This is a genomic window from Pseudoalteromonas sp. S558, assembly GCF_005886635.1.
GTDB classification, from domain to species: Bacteria; Pseudomonadota; Gammaproteobacteria; order Enterobacterales; family Alteromonadaceae; genus Pseudoalteromonas; species Pseudoalteromonas aliena.
The window spans coordinates 1-21,498 of the sequence record NZ_PNDU01000038.1 but is presented as its reverse complement, the minus strand read 5'-3'; the positions used below and the strand labels follow the sequence as shown (position 1 = coordinate 21,498).

Genomic DNA, 21,498 nt, shown 5'->3' with positions numbered 1-21,498 from the left:
AATAAAAATACAGGCCTTTAAATAAAGGCCTGCAGCTTACATTTACGTGTACACAATTAAATACAACCAACCAATTTTAGTAAAAGCTTGGTTTAAATCACTAATAATGTCGTTAACATCTTCAAGCCCAACCGAGAGCCTGATCAGCCCATCACTTATTCCAGCGGCAGCTCGCTCCTCTGGCGTATAAGGCGAGTGAGTCATAGATGCAGGATGCTGAATCAGTGTTTCAGCGTCGCCGAGGCTTACTGCAAGTGTACAAAGTTTCATACTATCAATAAATTGTGCGCCATCTTGTAGCGTACCTTTTATTTCAAACGCAATAACACCACCAGCGGCTTTCATTTGGTTACCAATAAACTTATAACCTGGGTGCGATTTAAGCCCCGGGTAATATACGGTGCTTACTTGTGGGTGCGCTTCTAGATATTCGGCTATTGTTTGTGCGCTTTGACAATGGCGCTCTATTCTAATAGCGAGTGTTTTTAGGCCTCGATTAATTAGCCATGCGTCGTGCGGGCTTATGGTTGCACCAATGTCTTTTAGTACGGTCATTTTAATGTGTGTTATGTGCTCAAGCGATCCACATACAATACCAGCTACTACGTCTCCGTGGCCATTTAAGTACTTGGTCGCACTGTGCATTATTATGTCGATGCCATATTTTTTTGGTGATTGCAGTAGCGGCGTTAAAAAGGTGTTGTCGACCACACTAATTAAACTGTGCTCTTTAGCAACTGCGCCAATGAGTGCCAAATCAATAACCGCCATAGTGGGGTTGATTGGCGTTTCTACAAATATCATTTTTGAATTAGGTTTGATGGCAGCGCGTAGTTCGTCCTCGTTGGTCATATCAACAAAAGTGACTTCGATTCCCCAGCGCGGCAACATGTGCGAGAAAAACGCAAAGGTACAACCATACAAAGCACTTGAGGCAACAAGGTGATCTCCTTGCGATAAAAAGCTCAGTACTGAGGCAGATACAGCCCCCATACCTGTTGCGGTTGCAGCTGCTGCTTCACAGCTCTCGAGTTGAGCAACTTTTTGCTCAAGCTCTGTGGTTGTAGGGTTTCCTAAGCGCGTATAAATATAGCCTGGTTCGTCGCCTGCAAAACGCGCAGCACCTTGTGCAGCATTTTCAAAATGAAAGGTAGAGGTTTGATACAAAGGAGAAGTGAGTGCGCCGTGCGGGTCGTTTGCTTTTTGTGGTCCGTGAATACACTGGGTGTTTATATGATGCTTGCTCATTGTAGGCTCATTTTTTGATTATTATGTTTTTGCGATTCAACAATCAAAACGTATGCGCTTACAAACAGCAAGCATGCCGGATGCTCAGATGGCTATTTGTGTAAAAACCGTGCAGCGCACGTTTGTACACAAATATTGCCACTGCTAATCTAGTGTGTTGGTTCAGCCTTTTTACGGCTCATTATTTTACCTGCGATACTTTGCACAGTCCCTTTTAATAAACTGCGTTTGTTTTCAAGCCTTGGTAATGGGCGACTAAGCTCCATTGCTTTGTAACCAATACGGGCTGTAAAAATACCGGCGCTGACCCCTTGCGCAGCCCGTCCAGAAAGCTTACCTAAAAGCTCAGCACTTAATGCAGTTGCAGCAAGGTCAGACACAAGCTCAGCACTGCCTACAAACATTACTTGTTTTATCAGCATACGGTATAACTTTATACGGCTCGCGTACCCAAAACCAATGCCGTAAATTTTACCAATTTGTTCTATTAACTTAGTCCCGCGCCAAAGCACAGCCATCATATCCACCAGCGCAAGTGGGCTTAGGGCAACTAGCAGTGCGGATTCAGTCGCAAAACGATTTATAAGCTTTTTAGCTTTGGTGTCTTGGGTTATTAATAAACTATTGGCGTACAGCGTCATTATTTCTTTATCGCTGTGATGCGTAGCTACTTGGTTTTTGAAGGTTTCAAAGTTATCGAGTTGCTGGTGTTTATTGAGCTTTTCAAGCCAAGGTAATGCACCTCCTACTTGCTCGCTGTTTAAAAGCCTGTCGGCTTCAACTCGGTGCAATTGGTTACGCTTTAAACTGCGCAGCATTCGGTACTCTCGCCACAATAAGCGCCCTATTAGCAGTACGCCACTTACAACCGCAGTTAAATAAACACTGCCTAAAATAATTGACTGCTCGAAAGCAAATACTAACGAGTATGCAAACTCTAAAAGCACCAGCACTATAAAACTAATAGCAAAAACACCTTTGAGCGTTTGCCACTTTGACTTTTTGTACACAGGTTCCAGATCTATTTCTGGCTCTAGTGCTTCATCTTCAAGTTCTTCGTAATCACTTTGTCCGTGCTGAATAATTTTTGCAGGTGCTAAAACGGGCTCCTTTTGCTCAATGCTTTGCGTATCTATACGACGCCCTGCTTGAAATTTTTGGCTTGACTCACTCATGTTAATTTGTCTCCTAGCAGGTACTGCATGACATGATCTAATCGAATGTGTTTTAGTTGTTTATCGGGGCTCGGCATTGGAGAAAACGATAAAAACTCAAATCCCTGTGCCGGCCACTCACGTTTATTAAGCATTCGCGTGGGTGGTTGCGGTGGTAAATACGTAAGCCAATCAGACTCGTTTAAAGGTTTGCCATAAATGCAATCAAGCGTTTGGCCTTTGTCGGTAATTTGGCGTGGCTGCGTGGCTGTAATTGAAGACATAGCCATGGTTTCTATTTGCACACCATCAAACTTTAAATGATTGCTTTGCTCATGCACGAGCGAATCAAGTAGCAGTGCTAAGTCTTTATGGTGCTTTGCACTTATATGATCTGATTTATTAGCTGCAAACAATATTTTGTCTATGTTTGGTTTAAATAAACGCTTAAAAAAGCCCGATTCGCCATAATTAAAGTGCGCGAGTAATTGATTTATTACACTGCTTTGCTCTTGGAGGGTTTCGTGCCCTTCGTTTAATGCACTAAGTACATCGACAAGTACGATTTGGCGATCGAAGTGCCTAAAATGCTCATTATAAAATGGTTTTACGACTTCTTTTATATAGCCATTAAAACGCTTAATTAAATGCGCTAAATTAGAACCTGCAACGACATCGTCACTATTTACTTCATCCGATACCGGAAAAAACAATAACAATGGCGCGCCTTGTAAATCACCTGGCATAAGCATGCGCCCAGGTTGCAACATAGCAAGTTTGGTGTCTTTTTTAAGCCCTACTAACATGCTTTGATAAAGCTGAGCAATATGAGCAAGTGCGTTTTCATCAACGGGAGCGTTTAAGTCAAGTTGCTCAACGGCCATTAAAAAATCACTTGATGTGTTTACGCGCGAAGGCTGAGTTAATAACGGATATTGCTGCTCGCACCACTGCCTATAGCTTTGCTCAAGCATAGGTAAATCAAGGAGCCATTCACCCGGGTAGTCAATTATATCTAAATAAAGCGTTGATTGCGGCGAAAAGTGCCCACGCAGCCCCGCATTACTTTGATACTTTATTGTCAAGCGTAGTGTATTAATACGCTCGGTTGATGCAGGCCATGAGGGATCGCCATCGCTGGGTAATAATGAATTTAACGCGCGCGTATAATTAAATGTAGGGACTTTTAACGCTTCTTGCGGCACAACTTTTGTGGCAACGTGGCGATGCTCACGCATTACATCAAAAAAAGGTAAGTTTTTATCGTCCGCTTGGGTTGTTAAGTGTTTAACAAGCGCGGTAATAAACGCTGTTTTACCGCTGCCACTTAGGCCCGTTACGGCCAGCTTTACGTGCTGATCTAAACTACGATGGAGGGCTTTTTGTGCTTTGCCTTTAATGCTTTTAAAGGTCTTTTTTGCAAATGATTGGCTCATAAAGTGTCTTGCACCTAATTTGCCGTAATTTATCACGCTGCAAATAAGGTGCTATTAAATCCTTTAAAGTTTGTTGATTTCACGGCTCACCGTAAACTCGCTTGAAGTAACATGGCGCTCCATATCTTGAAGGCGAGTATCTACGCGCGTTAAACGCTCTTTTAAATCTTGCAAAGCGCGGCGCGGTGGCTCGCCTTTTTGCCATACTTTAAATTTTACTTCTAGTGGGTCGTCATGTTTAGCAGAGCTTGTATTATTAGCTGTAGTTGGCTCTTTTTTATCCAAAATAAACCAAGCAGCAATATACGCTACCACAAATAGTGGACCACCTGTTAGCAGTACCGCACTAACAAATATAATGCGAACTAACCATAACTCCATATTAAAGTAGTCACTTAATCCCGCACATACACCCGCTATTTTACCGCGCTGTGGGTCTCTTAATAATTCGCGTTTGGTACTCATACTTTACGTCTCCACTGTGGTGACTCTTGATCAAGTAGTGCTTCTAACGTTTCTACTCTGTCAGCCATTTTTTCGGCTTTTTGTGCAAGCTCCAGTAACTGACGATGTTCGTGCTCACTCAACCCTTGACTGACCTGTTTTTTGCTACGGTAGTGTAAAATTAACCACAGCGGTGCAACAAAAATCATAAATAAGATAAATGGTGCAACTAATATCTCTGGATCAAACATAACCCTCTCCTAACAATCCGTTTTGATGTTTTTAAGCAGTGGGGCACATGGCCCCATCTATTTTTATATGCAATTATTTATCAGCTAGCTTCTTTTTAAGCTCGGCGAGCTCATCATCTATTTTTTCATTTTTTTGTAGATTAGCAATTTCGTCCGCTAACGTCTTTTTACCTAAATCGTAAGACTCAATTTGAGATTCTAGCCCATCAATTTTAGTTTCGTAACGTTCAAAACGATTAAGTGCATCTTCTACTTTTGAGCTATCAAGTGCTTTTTTCACTTCAAGGCGCGACTCAGCCGAACGTTGACGAAGTATAATGGCTTTTTGACGAGATTTCGCATCTGCTAGCTTTTCTTGTAGTGTCGTTACTTCTTGTTGAAGTTTTTCTATGTGAGATTCTACATGTTCAAGTTCACTTGTTACTGTAGCAACGGCATCAACCGACTTTTGTTTTTCAAGTAATGCTGAGCGCGCTAAATCGTCGCGATCTTTACTTAAAGCCAGTTCTGCTTTTTCTTGCCAATCGGTTACTTGCGCTTTTAAAGTGTCTACACGACGTACAATTTCTTTTTTCTCAGCCAGTGTTTTAGCTGAAGTAGAACGCACTTCTACAAGCGTATCCTCCATTTCTTGAATAATCAGACGAACCATTTTTTCTGGGTCTTCTGCTTTATCTAAAATGGCGTTGATATTAGAATTAACAATATCTGCAAAACGTGAAAAAATTCCCATAACATTTACCTCTGTAATTAAAACGTAGTTAGTCTGCTATAACTAGTATCAATATACTTGCCAACTTTTTAAAAGATAAAATACACTTTATTTTCATTAAGTTAAACTATATATACAAATTTCTTTAGTTCTCCCCGATTATGAAATACACTAACTGTTAGTAAAAATGACCAAGAGTTAGGAAATATGAGCCAATACCGCCAACAGGATAATTTACTCGGCCAATCAGATAGCTTTTTATCTGTATTAGATCAGGTATCGCAGCTAGCTAATTTAGATAAGCCGGTGCTTATTATTGGTGAACGCGGCACAGGTAAGGAGCTAATCGCAGCACGCTTACATTTTTTATCTAAACGTTGGGAGCAAAACTACGTAAAGCTCAACTGTGCAGCGCTTAACGAAAACCTACTCGAAAGTGAATTATTTGGCCATGAAAGCGGTGCGTTCACGGGGGCAAGCAAACGCCACGAAGGTCGTTTTGAACGCGCTAACAGCGGGACGTTATTTTTAGATGAACTAGCCAATACTTCCGCTATGGTACAAGAAAAACTGCTACGCGTTATAGAATACGGTGAGTTTGAACGTGTTGGCGGCAAACAAACTGTAAAAGTAGATACACGCTTAGTGTGCGCGACAAACGAGGACCTACCTTATTTAGCCGAGCAAGGTGAATTTAGAAGTGATTTACTCGATCGCCTTGCATTTGACGTAATTACCCTACCGCCGCTGCGCGAACGTCAAGACGATATTATGCTCCTTGCTGAACAGTTTGCGATGAATATGGCACGCGATTTAGAATGGGCGTTATTTAGCGGCTTTACTCGCAGCGCAACAGAAACACTCCTTAGTTATGATTGGCCCGGTAATATTCGTGAGCTTAAAAATGTTGTTGAGCGTAGTTTGTATCGCCATGGCAGTGAACATATTCCCGTTCACCAGATTATTTTAGACCCATTTGACAGCCCTTTTAGGCCAAAAGCACGTGTAAAAGCGCCACTAGCGACTCAAACTGTTAACGCTGACCCTATTGTTATTGCTCCACCTATTACTCAAGCGAGCACTGATATAGCCGTTGATATTCAATTTCCGTGTAATCTCAAAGAGCGCTCAAACGACTTTGAAATAAACATGATTAATAAAGCGCTCGAGCATAGCCAATTTAATCAAAAGAAAACTGCAGAAGTACTTGGTTTAACGTATCATCAATTACGTGGTTATCTTAAAAAATACAACTTGTTGGATCAACAATAGCAGAGGTTATGCGGGTGCATAAATTATTACTTGTTTTGCTAGCGGCTACATTAGTTGGTTGCATAGATAGTAAAGAAGAAGTCATAGAAGAAAAAAACCAAGGCTTAGTTTATTGCGCTGAAGCTAATCCTGTGTCGTTTAATCCGCAAGTGACCACTACGGGTTCCACTATTGATATAATTGCCAACCAGTTATACGACCGCTTAATTAGTATTGACCCTGTTACAGCAGAGTTTCAAAGCGAGTTAGCTACCGACTGGAAAATCAGTAAAGATGGTAAATCAATCATGTTTACGTTACGCAAGGGCGTAAAATTTCACACCACATCTTACTTTACTCCCACTCGTGACTTTAATGCTGATGACGTTATTTTTACGTTTAGTCGACTGTTTGATGTTTATAACCCTTACCATTTTGTAGGCGAAGCTAATTATCCGTATTTTCAGAGCGTAGGCCTTGACCAGCTTATTCAAAACATTGTTAGAGTATCTGACTATCAAGTTCGATTTGAGCTATTTAATGCTGAAAGTAGCTTTTTAGCCAATATAGCAACCGACTTTGCGGTTGTGCTCTCGCAAGAATACGCAATGAAGTTAAAAGCAAATGAGCAAACCAATTTATTCGATCAATACCCTGTTGGCACCGGCCCTTATATTTATAAAGAATATCGCCGCGATCATCTGGTGCGTTTTTATAGAAACCCGCTGTACTGGAAACACGATGTGGTACTAGAGCAGTTGGTTTACGATATAACACCAAATGGGACTGCACGTATTGCAAAAATGTTGACTAAAGAATGTGATGTAACGGCCCACCCAAGCAGTGCCCAGTTGAGTATTTTAGCCCAGCGTGATGATATTAATATTGAAAAAGAAACCAATTTAAATGTGGGTTATTGGGCCTTTAATACCGAACGTGCTCCATTTGACAATATAAAGGTGCGCCAAGCACTGGCTCATGCCATCGACATAGATAAAATAATGCAAGCTGTGTATTACGGTAACGGTACGCGTGCACAATCAATTTTACCGCCAACGTCATGGGCGTTCGAGTCACAAAAAAACATGCCTACGTTTGATCCCGAGCTTGCTAAACAATTATTAATTAAAGCTGGCTTACCCAATGGGTTTGATATGAATATTTGGGCAATGCCAGTAAGTCGAATTTATAACCCTAATGCACGTAAAATGGCTGAGCTTATGCAAAGTGATTTACGCAAAATTGGTGTTAATGTCAGTATTGTAGAGTACGAATGGAATACATTTATACAACGCATTGGCGAGCATCGCCACGACAGTGTTTTACTCGGATGGGCCGCAGATACACCCGATCCGGATAATTTTTTTAGTCCATTACTAAGTTGCTCCGCCACTTTTAGCGGTAAAAACCCAGCTAATTGGTGCAACCCTAAATTTGATTTACTGCTGACTCAAGCTCTCGATACCACAGATCTCAATCTGCGTAAAAAATACTACGTACAAGCGCAAAACATGATTATAGATGAGCTCCCATTGTTACCTCTTGCTCATGGCTTGCGTTTTCAAGCAAGTAGCGCAGATGTAGAAGGTATAACATTGGGCCCGTTTGGTGCTATTTCATTAGCTAATGCAAGGAAGAAATAATGATTCTAGATTATATTTTTCGACGCCTTGGTTTGCTTGTCTTTATGGTGTTTATGCTCAGTGTTTTTACCTTCTCACTTGCTTATTTATTTCCTGGTGAGCCGCTCAGTAACTTAAGTGGCATACCGAGTAATAACTTTGCTCAGCACAGTGCGCTTGAAGATAAATACTTATATAACAGTAATTACTTTATGCAATATTTCGCCTTTTTAGGGCGAATTTTACAAGGCGATTGGGGCGTGTCGTTTGCCTCTGGGCAAAATGTATTTACACATATTATTGCTTTATTACCCGCCACATTAGAGCTGAGTATTTATGCACTTATTGTATCGGTTGTAGTCGGCGTACCCGTTGGTATTTTAGCTTCTGTTTATTATAAGCGTTGGCCAGATAAGCTCATTAACTCTAGCGCCATTATTGGGTATTCAATGCCTGTTTTTTGGTTAGCTCTGTTACTCATTATGGTATTTTCATTAAAACTAGGCTGGTTTCCAATGTCGGGGAGAATGGGCTTACTTTACGAAATCCCATCTGTAACCGGTTTTATTTTAATTGATATTGCATTAGCCAACTTTCCTTATCGAGGAATTGCATTTTTAGATGCTCTGCGCCATTTAACATTGCCAACTATTGTACTCGCTATGTATCCAACCACCGTTTTGATACGTTTTACACGGGAATCAATGCTCAAGGTAATGGACCAAAACTTTATAAAAACAGCCAGAGCAAAAGGGCTTAATCGCAGACAACTTATAATGCACCATGCACTGCGTAATGCATTGCTGCCGGTCATTAAACAAATTGGTTTGCAGTTTAGTACGCTTATCACACTTGCCATGATAACAGAGGTTATATTCTCATGGCCTGGTGTTGGTCGTTGGTTAATCGATAGTATTTATCAGCGCGACTTTCCCGCGATTCAAGGTGGGTTAATGGCCGTGTCGTTGTTTGTTATTTTAGCCACTATTATTACCGAACTTACTTACACCCTATTCGACCCAATTTCACGGAACCAAGCTCATGGCAAAGTTTAATTTATTTTCTGAAGAGTCGAATACATCGCCACTGGCGCGATTTTGGCGAAAGTTTAAAAATAATCACCCTGCATTAGTTGGTTTGTGGATATTTTTAGCCTTTGCTTTGCTTGCCGCCAGCGCACCATTTTTAGCGCCTTATGGCGTAAACCAACAGCATAGTGATGCACTGCTTATTCCACCGTCATGGCGAGAAATGGGCGATGTACGTTTTATTTTAGGTACCGATGATTTAGGTAGAGATGTACTTTCGCGCTTAATGAATGGCGCTACTTATACATTCGGACTGTCGGTTGTAGCGGCGCTCCTTACCACTATTATTGGTGTTCTGGTGGGCACTTTTGCTGGTATTAGCCGTGGGCTACGATCAAGTTTTTTAAATCATTTACTTGATATAACACTGTCTATCCCTTCTTTATTATTAGCGATTATTATTATTGCGGTACTTGGGCCTGGTTTAATGAACACTGTGTGGGCTATTATTTTAGCTCTGCTACCGCAATTTATTCACTCAATAAAAAGCCTGATTGTTGATGAATTAAATAAAGATTACATTACCGCTTTTAAGCTTGATGGTGCGTCTAACTGGCATATAATATCGCGCGGGATATTCCCCAATATTTACGAACATATTGTTGTTATTTTTACTATGGCACTATCGACCGCAATATTAGATATTTCAGCACTGGGCTTTTTAAAATTAGGCGCTCAACCTCCCACCACAGAATGGGGTGCAATTTTAGCCGAAAACCTTGGCCTGATTTATTTAGCGCCTTGGACTGTTGCGTTACCAGGCGTATTATTATTTTTAGCGGTACTATCAACCAATTTGGTGGGTGACGGACTGCGACAGGTGTTAAAAGAACGTAAGGCTGATTAAATGCAATTACTAGATGTTCGAAACCTAACTATTGAGCTACGCACCTCAGAAACGGTAATTAGAGCCGTAGACAGAGTCAGCTTTAGTTTAAAAGAAGGCGAGGTACACGCACTTGTAGGCGAGTCTGGCTCTGGCAAGAGCCTAATAGCAAAAGCCATTGTCGGTGTTTTAAACGAACGCTGGGACATCACCGCAGATAGAATTCACTGGCGTGGTGTTGATTTAATGCGTTTAACACCCGAGCAACGCCGTAAAACAGTGAGCCAAGATATTGCGATGATTTACCAAGATCCAAGTCGCAGCCTTGACCCAACCGCAAAAATATTCGATCAAATAGCTGAAACATTGCCGGAAGTAGCAAGTAAAGGGTTTTTCTTAAAACGCAATCGCGAGCGAAAAGATAGGGTAAAGGCACTTATCCATAAAGTTGGGATTAAAAATCATGAAGCCGTACTCGATAGTTACCCACATGAGCTCTCAGAAGGCGTGTGTCAAAAAGTAATGATTGCAATGGCCATAGCCCGAACGCCAAAGCTACTTATTGCAGATGAGCCAACAACGGCGCTTGAAAGTACCACGCGTGCACAAGTATTTAGGTTATTAAAAAGCTTAAATCAATTAAAAAACATGTCTATTTTGATGATTTCTCATGAACTCGAAGAAATTGCACATTGGTCGCATTGTATTCATGTTTTATATTGCGGACAAATGGTCGAAGCGGGACCTACTCACAAAATTTTTACCCAGCCTCGTCACCCTTATACACAAGCTTTATTAAAAAGCTTACCGGATTACGAGCAAGGCCTCTCTCATAAAGAGCCTTTTTATGCACTTAAAGGAAGCATTCCTACGTTGCAGCATTTACCTATAGGTTGTCGACTAGGACCACGCTGTCCACAAGCACAAAAAGCATGTGTTGTTACCCCTCCACTTACCAAGCACAATGGCCACAGTTATGCGTGTCACTTTCCACTTATTAAGGACATGAGATAATGCAACCGGTATTAAAAGTACAAGCTTTATCTAAAACATTTAATGTACGGGCTGGCTTATTTAATCGAAAGAAATTTGAAGTACTCAAAAATATTTCGTTTTGTATAGGTAAAGGTGAAACTCTTGCTGTAATTGGTGAAACGGGCGCTGGTAAAAGTACGCTAGCTAAGTTACTCGCCGGCGCTGATCATGCTGATAGCGGACAAATTTTGCTAGAAGGTAATATTATTGAAGACAACGGCATTCGCGATGATCAATGTCGTCATATTCGAATGATTTTTCAAGACTCAGGGGCGTCACTAAATCCAGGATTAACCATTGGCGATATGCTTGATGACTGCCTTTTATATAATACTGAGTTTGATAAGGCACTGCGCATCGAAAAAATAAATACCACACTGTCTAAAGTTGGATTATTAAGAGATCATCAGCATTACTATCCGCATATGTTTAGCGTAGGTCAATTACAGCGTGTAGCACTCGCTCGTGCATTAATTTTGGATCCCAAGGTTGTTGTACTCGACGAAGCAGTATCATCATTAGACCCTTCTATACGTGCGCAGATAGTTAATTTACTACTAAAGTTACAACGTGATACAGGACTGACATATATCATGATCACCCATCACTTGAGTTTAGTGCGCCATATTAGCGACCACGTTGTGGTGCTCGACAAAGGCGAAGTAGTCGAATACGGTGCCACCGAAGTCGTTTTTCAAAACCCGCAGTCAAAAGTAACGCAGCGTTTACTAAGCTGCTAAAAGCAGCTTATAGATTTATACCTTTTTTGTGAGATAACCGTATTTAGATAGGTCTTATTGTTAACTGCATTTAATTAACAAGAGATATCATGTTTAAAAAAACGTTATTACTTAGTCTTTCTCCCCTACTCCTTCTATCCGCTTCTGCTATTGCTGATACACCAAAAGACGTCAAAAATTGGGTTGGCGGAGTTGATCACCTAGGGCTAACCGTATCAAACTTGGATGCTTCAAAAGCATTTTTTGCTGATGTACTTGGTTTTAAAACGCTAGGAAGCGATTCAACCTATCCCGCTTATTTTTTATCAAACAATAAAATAACCATTACATTATGGCGCGTGAAAAATGATCAAAAACGTGTAGCGTTTAATCGAGCAGAAAATGTGGGGTTACACCACTTAGCACTCAGTGTTGAGAGTATTGAAAAGTTAGCCCAGCTACATGAACATTTAAAAACGCAAAGTAATGTTAAAATTGAATTTGCACCAGAGAATTTAGGCAAGGGCCCAACGCAGCACATGATGATAAGGGAGCCTAGTGGTAATCGGATTGAGTTTATTGCCAGAGGTAATTAATACCAACTTTATTCAAGACAATAAAAAAGGCGCTTTAAAAGCGCCTTTTTTTATGAGCTAAAGTTAATTACTCAACAGATTGTGTAACCGTTGGTAAGTTAAGCTCAGCATTCGCTTTAAGCGCTTCAATAAATACCATGTAGTTTTTATTTGCTTGCGCCATAGTAATGCTTTGCTTGGCTTGTGGATCAATATCAGCTGCAACTTGTGCATCAGTTACCGACTTAAGCGCGACAATCGCTGCATCACCGTTATTTAAATCAACAACGTCTACCACTGCAGAATCTACTGGGTGAGCCATTTTAAAAGCTTGAGTCACAATCGCAGGTGATACCGTGTAGCTTTGACGTGTTAACTGCGCTTCTTGGCGAACAGTTAAACTTTGCTCGTTAGCTATATCGCTTAAGCGCTTACCTGCTTGCACTTCTGCAAATAAGCTACGTGCTTTACTTTTAGCCATTGTTGATGACTGTTCGTTCACTAAGCGAGTTTTAATTTGCTCACTTACTTCGCTTAATGGTTTAGTCGTAGCAGGTTTGTGCTCATTAACACGAACAACAATGGCATGCTCATTACCAAGCTCTATAACCTCAGAGTTTACTTTATCTTCAAGTAAATCAACTGACGATAAAGCAGTTATAACCGACGCATTATTTAATGGCTCTGGCAATGCATTAAGTGCTAAAAGTGATGTTGATTTAATCTCTAAACCAGCTGCTTCAGCAGCATCGTCTAAACGGTCTGAAATTTCAAACGCAAGCGCACCCATTTCTGTTTGCTTTTCGTAAAATGCGTCAACTTTTTCAGCTTGTTCAAGCTCTGTACGTAAATCAGCTTTAACATCATCATAGGCTTTTACCTGCTGTGGCTGAATATCAGTTAACTTGATTATGTGATAACCAAATTCTGAAGCAACAACATCTGAAAACTCACCTTTGTTTGTAAGAGCAAATGTAGCATCTTCAAAAGCAGGATCCATTACGTCGCGTTCGATCCATTCAAGATCTCCGCCAAGTTCTGCACTGACAATGTCATCCGATGATGATTGTGCAAGCTCAGCAAAATCTGCACCTTCTTTTAACTGTGCTAAAAGCGTACCTGCTTTTTCCTTTGCTGCATCGTCATCTTCGCTGTTATCGATTAAGATATGCGAAACGCGGCGCTTTTCAGGCTCTACGTATTGTGCTTTATTTTGCTCATAGTATGCTTTTACATCATCCTCAGTAACCGACTCAACAGTGATATCTTCAGCTTTAAGCTCAATATAATTTACCGAGATAAGCTCTGGCGACAAAAACTGCGATGCATTTAGCTCATAGTAGTCAGATACTTGCTCATCAGTTATTACGATATCAGCCGCTAATGCTTCTTTGTTTACAACTAAGTAGTCAATGCTACGCGTTTGCTGTTGCAGGGCAATTGCACTTTTAAGCTCACTGTCTAGTGCAAAGTCAGTACCTGCGACTGCTGATACAAGCTGGCTACGAGTCATATCTTTACGTAGATATTCACGAAATGCATCTGGTTGAAAATTCATTTGACGAATAACTTGTAAGTAACGGTCGTTATTAAACTGCTCGCCTACTTGAAAGTACGGTAACTCTAAAATTGTTTTTCGAATACTTGCATCGCTTACGCGAAGACCCAATTCTGCCGCTAGTTGTGTTTGCAGTTCTTGTTGTACTAAACGGTCAACTACACCTTGACGAATTCTCGCCATGTAAGTTGGATCTGCAGATATTTGTGCAAAGTATTCACCAAATTGTTGCTCTAGTCGACTGCGCTCATTTTGATACGCGCGATTAAAGTCGGTTTGGCTAATTTTAACTCCATTTACTTCAGCAACGGGTTGTTCCGTGGTTTGACCAAGGTAACTGCCTATCCCTGCTAAGGCAAAAGATAAAATCACCGCGCCTAAAATTATTTTGGCTACAGGTCCTTGCGAACCTTCTCTGATTTTCTCAAGCATTTGTTTATCTCTTTTTGATCAAGGTATTTTACCTTGTCACATGTAAAAAAAGCGTATCTTACCAGATACGCTTTTTCACTTGAAGTAACTGGCGGTAAAGTTACTTAGTTCATCATTTGCGATTATTAAGTACTTGTACATTCGCCATAACTAATCTGTTTAAAATGATGATTAGTTTACTGCGTCTTTAAGCGCTTTGCCGGCTTTAAAAGCAGGAATGTTTGCAGCAGCAATTTGAATAGTTTCACCTGTTTGTGGGTTACGGCCAGCTCGTGCAGCACGTTCACGTACAGAGAAAGTACCAAAACCAACAAGTGCAACTGAATCGCCATCTTTTAACGCGCCAGAAACAGATTCGATGAATGAATCTAGTGCACGACCTGCAGCCGCTTTAGAAATGTCAGCATCAGCTGCGATTTGATCGATTAATTGAGATTTATTCACAATATCATCCTCTTTCATTGTTATTATCAAGAGCGACGGTTTTTTAAACTAACATCACTTTTTTGAAAATTTTAGAGCAAACTTTTAATGCTCACATGATTATATTTTTCTTAAGCCTAGGCCCCATAAGGGCTAGGCTTGAAAACCAGTGCTTAACTTATCATACCGTTTAGATTTGAAAAGCCCTAAAAAGCACTTTTTTTGCGTTTTTTACTACTTTTTTGCCGTTTCGACTGAAAAACTCTCAACCGGATGCACTAAAGCTAGTTTTAATACTTCATCAATCCAAGTAACAGGGTGAATATCTAAGCCTGCCAGCACATTGTCTGGGATCTCTTTTAAATCACGTTCATTAATTTTTGGAATAATAACGGTTTTAATACCACCACGGTGAGCTGCCAATAATTTCTCTTTTAAGCCACCAATAGGTAATACTTCACCGCGTAGCGTAATTTCACCTGTCATTGCAACATCTGCACGCACTGGATTGCCTGTTAAACTTGATACTAACCCAGTCACCATAGCAGCACCTGCGCTCGGACCGTCTTTAGGTGTCGCACCTTCAGGTACATGCACGTGAATATCACGTTTTTCGTAAAAATCGCTGTTAATACGGAATGTATCTGCACGATTACGCACGACCGTCATAGCCGCTTGAATCGATTCTTGCATTACATCGCCTAAAGAGCCGGTATAGGTCAATTTACCTTTACCGGGCACTGCCGCACATTCAATAGTAAGTAAATCGCCACCCACTTCAGTCCATGCAAGGCCCGTTACTTGGCCAATACGATCGCCGTCCTCCGCTTTACCGTAATCAAAGCGCTGTACACCTAAAAACTCTTCTAGGTTATCTTGATTAATAGTCACTGTTTTAGTGTCTTTTTCAATTAAAATATTCTTAACTGCTTTGCGACACAGTTTCGAAATTTCACGCTCAAGATTACGCACACCCGCTTCACGCGTGTAATAACGAATAATACCAACAATTGCACTATCAGCAATTTCAATTTCATGATCTTTTAAGCCATTACGCTTTACTTGCTTGGTAATTAAGTGCTCTTTTGCAATGTTTAACTTCTCGTCTTCGGTATAACCCGATAAACGGATAACTTCCATACGGTCTAATAATGGACCTGGAATGTTAAAGCTATTTGAGGTAGCTACAAACATGACATCAGATAAATCGTAATCAACTTCTAAGTAGTGATCAGCAAAGTGGCTATTTTGTTCAGGATCGAGCACTTCTAGTAATGCAGATGCTGGATCGCCACGCATGTCTGATGACATTTTGTCTATTTCATCTAACAAGAATAATGGGTTTTTGACGCCCACTTTTGTCATGTTTTGAATTAACTTACCAGGCATTGAACCGATGTAGGTACGACGATGTCCACGTATTTCAGCTTCATCACGTACGCCGCCTAGTGCCATACGAATATACTTACGACCCGTTGAGCGTGCAATAGATTGCCCTAGTGAGGTTTTACCCACACCTGGTGGCCCTACTAAACATAAAATCGGACCTTTAAGCTTATTAGTACGCTGTTGCACCGCAAGGTACTCTAAAATACGTTCTTTAACTTTATCAAGACCATGGTGGTCGCTATCAAGAATTTTTTGCGCACCCGCTAAGTCTTTTTTAACTTTAGAACGTTTTTTCCACGGTACATTAATTAATGTATCAATGTATGAACGTACTACGGTCGCTTCTGCTGACATTGGCGACATCATCTTAAGTTTATTAAGCTCTGTGGTCGCTTTTTCTTGTGCTTCTGTTGGCATGCCTGATTCTTCGATGCGCTTTTTAAGTGCTTCAAATTCGTCAGGTACATCGTCAAGCTCACCAAGCTCTTTTTGAATGGCTTTCATTTGCTCGTTGAGGTAATACTCGCGTTGAGATTTTTCCATCTGCTTTTTAACGCGGGTACGAATTTTCTTCTCAACTTGCAGTAAGTCTATTTCGCCTTCCATTAGTGCCATTAAATATTCAAGACGTTCTGTAACGCTTGAAATTTCTAGCACTTTTTGCTTTTCAGGTACTTTTAACGGCATGTGAGCTGCCATTGTGTCGGCCAGACGAGCAGGTTCATCGATACCTGAAACTGAAGTTAGTACCTCAGGTGGGATTTTTTTATTAAGCTTTACATAGCCTTCAAACTGGCTAATAGCGCTGCGAATAAATACATCTTGCTCTTGCTCATCAATTAAATCAGATTCAATAAATTGGGCATTAGCAACAAAGAAATCATCGTTATCTACAAATTCTTCTATTTGCGCACGTTGTGTACCTTCCACTAATACTTTAACTGTGCCATCAGGTAACTTTAATAACTGAAGTACAGTTGCAATAGTACCAATACGATAAATATCATCTTGCTCAGGCTCGTCTACAGTTGCATCTTTTTGTGCAACCAAGAAAATTTGTTTGTCTTTGTCCATTGCCGCTTCTAGGCATTTTATTGATTTTTCACGGCCAACAAAAAGCGGGATCACCATGTGTGGATACACCACAACATCGCGCAGTGCTAGGACTGGGATTTCGACTCGGTCGGTTCTCTCAAGCGTCATTATATTTTCTCTTCGCACTTTATTTATTTTAAAGATTACTCAAGTATATGGGGATAACCTAATTAAAGTTCAACAATTTTTCCCAACTCGATTAAATTAATTATAAAAAAAGGAGCCTAAGGCTCCTTTTTTATGCAAATAGCTTAAAAACTACTCTGATGCAGTTTTTTCTTGTTTATTATTTTCATAAATCAAGATTGGGTCTGACTCACCTTTAATAACGGTTTCGTCAATAACCACTTTACTTACATCATCCATCGAAGGAAGTTCATACATCGTATTAAGCAGTACGCCTTCAACAATTGAACGAAGACCACGTGCACCTGTTTTACGCTCCATTGCTTTGTGAGCAATGGCAGCTAAGGCATCTTCGCGGAACTCAAGCTCAACATCTTCCATACCAAATAAAACAGAAAACTGCTTAGTAATGGCGTTTTTAGGCTCACTTAAGATTTGAACAAGTGCAGCTTCATCAAGCTCTGTTAACGTTGCAACTACTGGTAAACGACCTATAAACTCAGGGATTAAGCCATATTTAACTAAATCTTCTGGTTCTACGTCTTTAAATGTTTCACTTAACGAGCGACTCGCAGCAGATTCTTTTACGCTAACACCAAAACCAATACCGGTATTTTTATGACTTCGCTGCTCAATGACTTTATCTAAGCCCGAAAACGCACCACCACAAATAAATAAGATTTTAGATGTATCTACTTGTAAAAACTCTTGCTGTGGATGTTTACGGCCACCTTGCGGTGGCACTGATGCAATTGTACCTTCAATCAGTTTAAGTAGCGCCTGTTGAACGCCCTCACCCGATACGTCACGTGTGATCGATGGGTTATCTGACTTACGAGAAATTTTATCAATTTCATCAATGTAAACTATACCACGTTGTGCTTTTTCAACATCGTAGTCGCATTTTTGTAATAGCTTTTGAATGATGTTTTCAACATCTTCACCTACATAACCTGCTTCGGTTAATGTAGTGGCATCGGCCATAGTAAACGGCACATCGAGTAAGCGTGCTAACGTTTCTGCTAATAGTGTTTTACCACTACCAGTTGGACCAATTAGTAAGATATTACTTTTACTTAGCTCAATATCTTGCTTCGTCGATTGATTACGTAAACGTTTATAATGGTTATAAACAGCAACAGACAATACTTTTTTAGCATGGTCTTGACCAATAACATAGTCGTCTAGGTGCTTACGGATCTCTTTTGGTACAGGTAATTTATCAGACGCATCATGCTTTGGAGCAATGTCTTTTATTTCTTCCCTGATGATATCGTTACACAACTCTACACATTCATCACAGACGTATACTGAAGGGCCTGCAATTAATTTACGAACTTCATGCTGGCTTTTGCCACAAAAAGAACAGTATAACAATTTACTACTTTTGTCGCCGTCTGTAGGAGTGTCAGACATTCAGCTACCTCATTTTATACGTTGGCCACCAAATTGGTTGGTGGCTATTTCAATACGTTTTAACTATACCAAAATTTAATTTTTTCGCATAGTAACTCAAAGTGGTAAACAGGCAACCTGCTTACCAAACGCTTACTTTTTATCGCGATTTGTGAACACTGAATCTACCAAGCCGTAATCTACAGCCTGTGATGCGCTCATGAAGTTATCACGATCAGTGTCTTTCGAAATCACCTCTAATGGTTGACCTGTATGCTCAGCCATTAAGCGATTTAATTTGTCTTTAATCGACAAGATTTCTTTCGCGTGTATTTCAAAATCAGATGCTTGACCTTGGAACCCACCTAGCGGTTGGTGAATCATCACCCGTGAGTTTGGTAAACAAAAACGCTTACCTTTAGCACCAGCTGTAAGTAAAAAAGCACCCATGCTTGCAGCTTGACCAACACATATTGTACTTACATCAGGTTTGATGAAGTTCATTGTATCGTAAATAGCCATACCTGCAGTTACTGAACCACCTGGTGAGTTGATGTATAAAAAGATATCTTTATCAGGATTTTCTGATTCTAAAAATAGCATTTGCGCTAAAATCAGATTTGCCATGTTGTCTTCAACTTGACCTGTTAAAAAGATAATACGCTCTTTTAATAATCTCGAATAAATATCATACGAGCGCTCGCCTTTTGGTGTTTGTTCAACAACCATTGGGACCAATGCATTTAGGGGATCTGTAATACCAGTGTTCATACTTATTTAATTCCTTATGCGCTTATACTTATCCTTATTATAAGGAAGCATAGTTATCGTTTTTCGCAAATTTAGAGCCAAAAACTAAAATGGCCCGGGCACGCTGTATAAACAGAGTAGCACGAGCCATTTAATCGTTAGCGAGAGCTTAAGTCAATGACTTATTAAGCGCCTTGCTTTGGATTCATGATGTCATCAAATGCTTTTTCAACATCAGTAACAGCTGCTTTAGCTAAAATAGCTTCAACTGCTTGCTCTTCCATTGCTACATTACGCATTTGCTGCATAAGTTGATCATTCGCTTTGTAGTATTCTACTACTTCAGTTGGATCTTCGTATGCAGAAGCTACTGTAGCAATTAATGCTTCAACTTTAGCGTCATCAACTTTAATCTCGTTAGCTTTGATCACTTCACCTAATAAAAGGCCAGTTTTAACACGTGTTACTGCTTGCTCATGGAACAATTCAGCTGGAAGCTCAGGCATGTTTTGCGCGTCGCCGCCAAAACGTTGAGCCGCTTGCTGACGTAGTGCATCAACTTCTTGATCAACAAGTGCTTTAGGCACTTCAATTTCGTTGTTAGCTAAAAGACCTTTGATTGCTTGGTCTTTAACGTTAGCTTTAACCGCTTGGTCTAGCTCACGCGTCATATTCTTTTTAACTTCTTCTTTAAGCGCATCTACGCCGCCTTCGGTAACACCGAATTTAGTTGCAAACTCTTCGCTTAATTCAGGTAATTCTTGCGCTTCAACTTTCTTCACTGTGATAGTGAATTGAGCCGCTTTACCTTTTAAGTTTTCAGCGTGGTAATCATCAGGGAACGTTACATCAGCAACAACTTCTTCGCCAGCTTTCTTACCTACGATGTTATCTTCAAAACCTGGGATCATACGACCTTGACCAAGTTCTAATGGGAAGTCTTCAGCTTTGCCGCCTTCAAATACTTCACCGTCGATAGTACCTACAAAATCAACTGTTACACGGTCATTTTCGCCAGCAGCTGTATCAACATCAGCCCACGCTGCGTGTTGTTTACGAAGTGTTTCTAGCATGTTAGCTAAATCTTCGTCAGTTACTGTTACAGCAGGTTTTTCAACAGTAATTTTATCTAAACCTTGAACTTCAACTTCAGGGTAAACTTCAAATGTAGCTGAGAACTCTAAATCTTTACCAGCTTCAAGTGATTTAGGTGCGAATGTAGGCGCGCCAGCTGGGTTGATTTTTTCAGAAACAATTGCTTCGTAAAAATTACGTTGCATTACTTCGCCAGCAACTTCTTGACGAACTGCAGGGCCAAAACGCTTGTTAATTACAGATACTGGAACTTTACCAGCACGGAAACCATCTATACGCTGTGTTTTTGACAGTTGTTGTAGGCGTTTTTTTACTTCGGTCTCAACGTTCTCTGAAGGAACGGTGATAGTTATACGGCGCTCAAGGCCTTGGGTCGTCTCAACAGAAACTTGCATGATTTACCTCAATATTCAATTTTGGCGATTGTTCGCCTTCCTTACAAACAAAGTGATCTGCATGAGTCTTGATAAAATTTAAGCGGTTTTTCGCACTTAAAAACATCCGTCGCTACCATGAGATACCATTGCTGCTTTGCCCTTCGGGCACTATGTTAAACAATAGACGCGGCATTATAACCTAATATTTATGATAGTCGAGTACAGGGGGCAATTATTTGGACTAGATAAGAGACTATAGAGGCTAACTGAATAAAAAACAGGCTAACTGTAAATTACATGCAGTAAAATATAAATTATTTAATAGGATTAAAGGTTAACAAAAGTAGATTTATAATTTTGAGGATTTTATTTACTCATCTTATTAGATAAGAAAATGGTCGGCGATGCAGGATTTGAACCTGCGACCCCTTGGACCCAAACCAAGTGCGCTACCAAACTGCGCTAATCGCCGATACTTACTATTGCTTTCCACTGAC

General features: G+C 40.4%; 19 protein-coding genes and 1 tRNA gene. 7 read left to right on the top strand and 13 right to left on the bottom strand.

Going from position 1 to position 21,498, the window contains the following annotated elements:
* Nucleotides 1-42: 42 nt before the first annotated feature.
* The 6 genes from megL to pspA all read right to left on the bottom strand — a co-directional run bounded on the left by megL (nt 43) and on the right by pspA (nt 5,266).
* Nucleotides 43-1,248 (bottom strand): methionine gamma-lyase, encoded by a 1,206-nt coding sequence (megL, locus tag CWB66_RS03190; protein ID WP_138584313.1) that lies wholly within the window; start codon nt 1,246-1,248, stop codon nt 43-45.
* 149 nt (nt 1,249-1,397) lie between these two features.
* Nucleotides 1,398-2,423, bottom strand: a complete 1,026-nt coding sequence (locus CWB66_RS03185; protein ID WP_138584312.1) for a TIGR01620 family protein — start codon at nt 2,421-2,423, stop codon at nt 1,398-1,400.
* Nucleotides 2,420-3,838, bottom strand: coding sequence for a YcjX family GTP-binding protein (locus CWB66_RS03180; RefSeq protein WP_138584311.1), 1,419 nt, complete (start codon nt 3,836-3,838; stop codon nt 2,420-2,422). The genes CWB66_RS03185 and CWB66_RS03180 overlap by 4 nt, the downstream gene beginning before the upstream one ends.
* A 63-nt stretch (nt 3,839-3,901) precedes the next feature.
* Complete coding sequence (gene pspC / locus CWB66_RS03175) at nt 3,902-4,303, bottom strand: envelope stress response membrane protein PspC (RefSeq protein WP_138584310.1); 402 nt, start codon at nt 4,301-4,303, stop codon at nt 3,902-3,904.
* Complete coding sequence (gene pspB / locus CWB66_RS03170) at nt 4,300-4,533, bottom strand: envelope stress response membrane protein PspB (protein ID WP_011328706.1); 234 nt, start codon at nt 4,531-4,533, stop codon at nt 4,300-4,302. The genes pspC and pspB overlap by 4 nt, the downstream gene beginning before the upstream one ends.
* 73 nt (nt 4,534-4,606) lie before the next feature.
* The gene (gene pspA / locus CWB66_RS03165; RefSeq protein ID WP_138584309.1) at nt 4,607-5,266 is read right to left on the bottom strand and encodes a phage shock protein PspA; all 660 of its coding nucleotides are present in this window, start codon (nt 5,264-5,266) and stop codon (nt 4,607-4,609) included.
* A gap of 186 nt (nt 5,267-5,452) precedes the next feature.
* On the opposite strand from pspA, the gene pspF reads away from it, so the two are divergent.
* From pspF to CWB66_RS03130, 7 genes are all read left to right on the top strand, one after another.
* A complete protein-coding gene (gene pspF / locus CWB66_RS03160; protein ID WP_138584308.1) occupies nt 5,453-6,517 on the top strand; it encodes a phage shock protein operon transcriptional activator in 1,065 nt (354 codons plus the stop codon).
* Between the two features lie 14 nt (nt 6,518-6,531).
* Entirely contained in the window at nt 6,532-8,139 is a 1,608-nt protein-coding gene (locus CWB66_RS03155) for an ABC transporter substrate-binding protein (RefSeq protein WP_138584307.1), read from the top strand.
* Complete coding sequence (locus CWB66_RS03150; RefSeq protein WP_138584306.1) at nt 8,139-9,173, top strand: ABC transporter permease; 1,035 nt, start codon at nt 8,139-8,141, stop codon at nt 9,171-9,173. Before CWB66_RS03155 ends, CWB66_RS03150 begins: the two co-directional genes overlap by 1 nt.
* Nucleotides 9,160-10,053 (top strand): ABC transporter permease subunit, encoded by an 894-nt coding sequence (locus CWB66_RS03145; protein ID WP_024612314.1) that lies wholly within the window; start codon nt 9,160-9,162, stop codon nt 10,051-10,053. Before CWB66_RS03150 ends, CWB66_RS03145 begins: the two co-directional genes overlap by 14 nt.
* Nucleotides 10,054-11,046: a peptide ABC transporter ATP-binding protein gene (locus CWB66_RS03140; protein WP_138584305.1), complete on the top strand. Its 993-nt coding sequence runs from the start codon at nt 10,054-10,056 to the stop codon at nt 11,044-11,046.
* The gene (locus CWB66_RS03135) at nt 11,046-11,807 is read left to right on the top strand and encodes an ATP-binding cassette domain-containing protein (protein ID WP_077537401.1); all 762 of its coding nucleotides are present in this window, start codon (nt 11,046-11,048) and stop codon (nt 11,805-11,807) included. The genes CWB66_RS03140 and CWB66_RS03135 overlap by 1 nt, the downstream gene beginning before the upstream one ends.
* 89 nt (nt 11,808-11,896) lie before the next feature.
* Nucleotides 11,897-12,382, top strand: a complete 486-nt coding sequence (locus CWB66_RS03130; RefSeq protein WP_138584304.1) for a VOC family protein — start codon at nt 11,897-11,899, stop codon at nt 12,380-12,382.
* A gap of 67 nt (nt 12,383-12,449) precedes the next feature.
* On the opposite strand, the gene CWB66_RS03125 is transcribed toward CWB66_RS03130, so the two are convergent.
* The 7 genes from CWB66_RS03125 to CWB66_RS03095 all read right to left on the bottom strand — a co-directional run bounded on the left by CWB66_RS03125 (nt 12,450) and on the right by CWB66_RS03095 (nt 21,473).
* Nucleotides 12,450-14,351: a SurA N-terminal domain-containing protein gene (locus CWB66_RS03125; RefSeq protein ID WP_138584303.1), complete on the bottom strand. Its 1,902-nt coding sequence runs from the start codon at nt 14,349-14,351 to the stop codon at nt 12,450-12,452.
* A gap of 171 nt (nt 14,352-14,522) precedes the next feature.
* On the bottom strand, nt 14,523-14,819 hold the full coding sequence (locus CWB66_RS03120) for an HU family DNA-binding protein (protein ID WP_286364811.1): 297 nt from the start codon (nt 14,817-14,819) through the stop codon (nt 14,523-14,525).
* 189 nt (nt 14,820-15,008) lie between these two features.
* Complete coding sequence (gene lon / locus CWB66_RS03115) at nt 15,009-17,366, bottom strand: endopeptidase La (RefSeq protein ID WP_077537398.1); 2,358 nt, start codon at nt 17,364-17,366, stop codon at nt 15,009-15,011.
* A 150-nt stretch (nt 17,367-17,516) separates the two neighbouring features.
* On the bottom strand, nt 17,517-18,800 hold the full coding sequence (gene clpX / locus CWB66_RS03110; RefSeq protein ID WP_077537397.1) for an ATP-dependent protease ATP-binding subunit ClpX: 1,284 nt from the start codon (nt 18,798-18,800) through the stop codon (nt 17,517-17,519).
* 132 nt (nt 18,801-18,932) lie between these two features.
* A complete protein-coding gene (gene clpP / locus CWB66_RS03105) occupies nt 18,933-19,550 on the bottom strand; it encodes an ATP-dependent Clp endopeptidase proteolytic subunit ClpP (protein WP_077537396.1) in 618 nt (205 codons plus the stop codon).
* 164 nt (nt 19,551-19,714) lie between these two features.
* Nucleotides 19,715-21,019, bottom strand: coding sequence for a trigger factor (gene tig, locus CWB66_RS03100; protein WP_077537395.1), 1,305 nt, complete (start codon nt 21,017-21,019; stop codon nt 19,715-19,717).
* A gap of 377 nt (nt 21,020-21,396) precedes the next feature.
* Nucleotides 21,397-21,473 (bottom strand) — tRNA-Pro (locus CWB66_RS03095).
* Between the last annotated feature and the right edge of the window lie 25 nt (nt 21,474-21,498).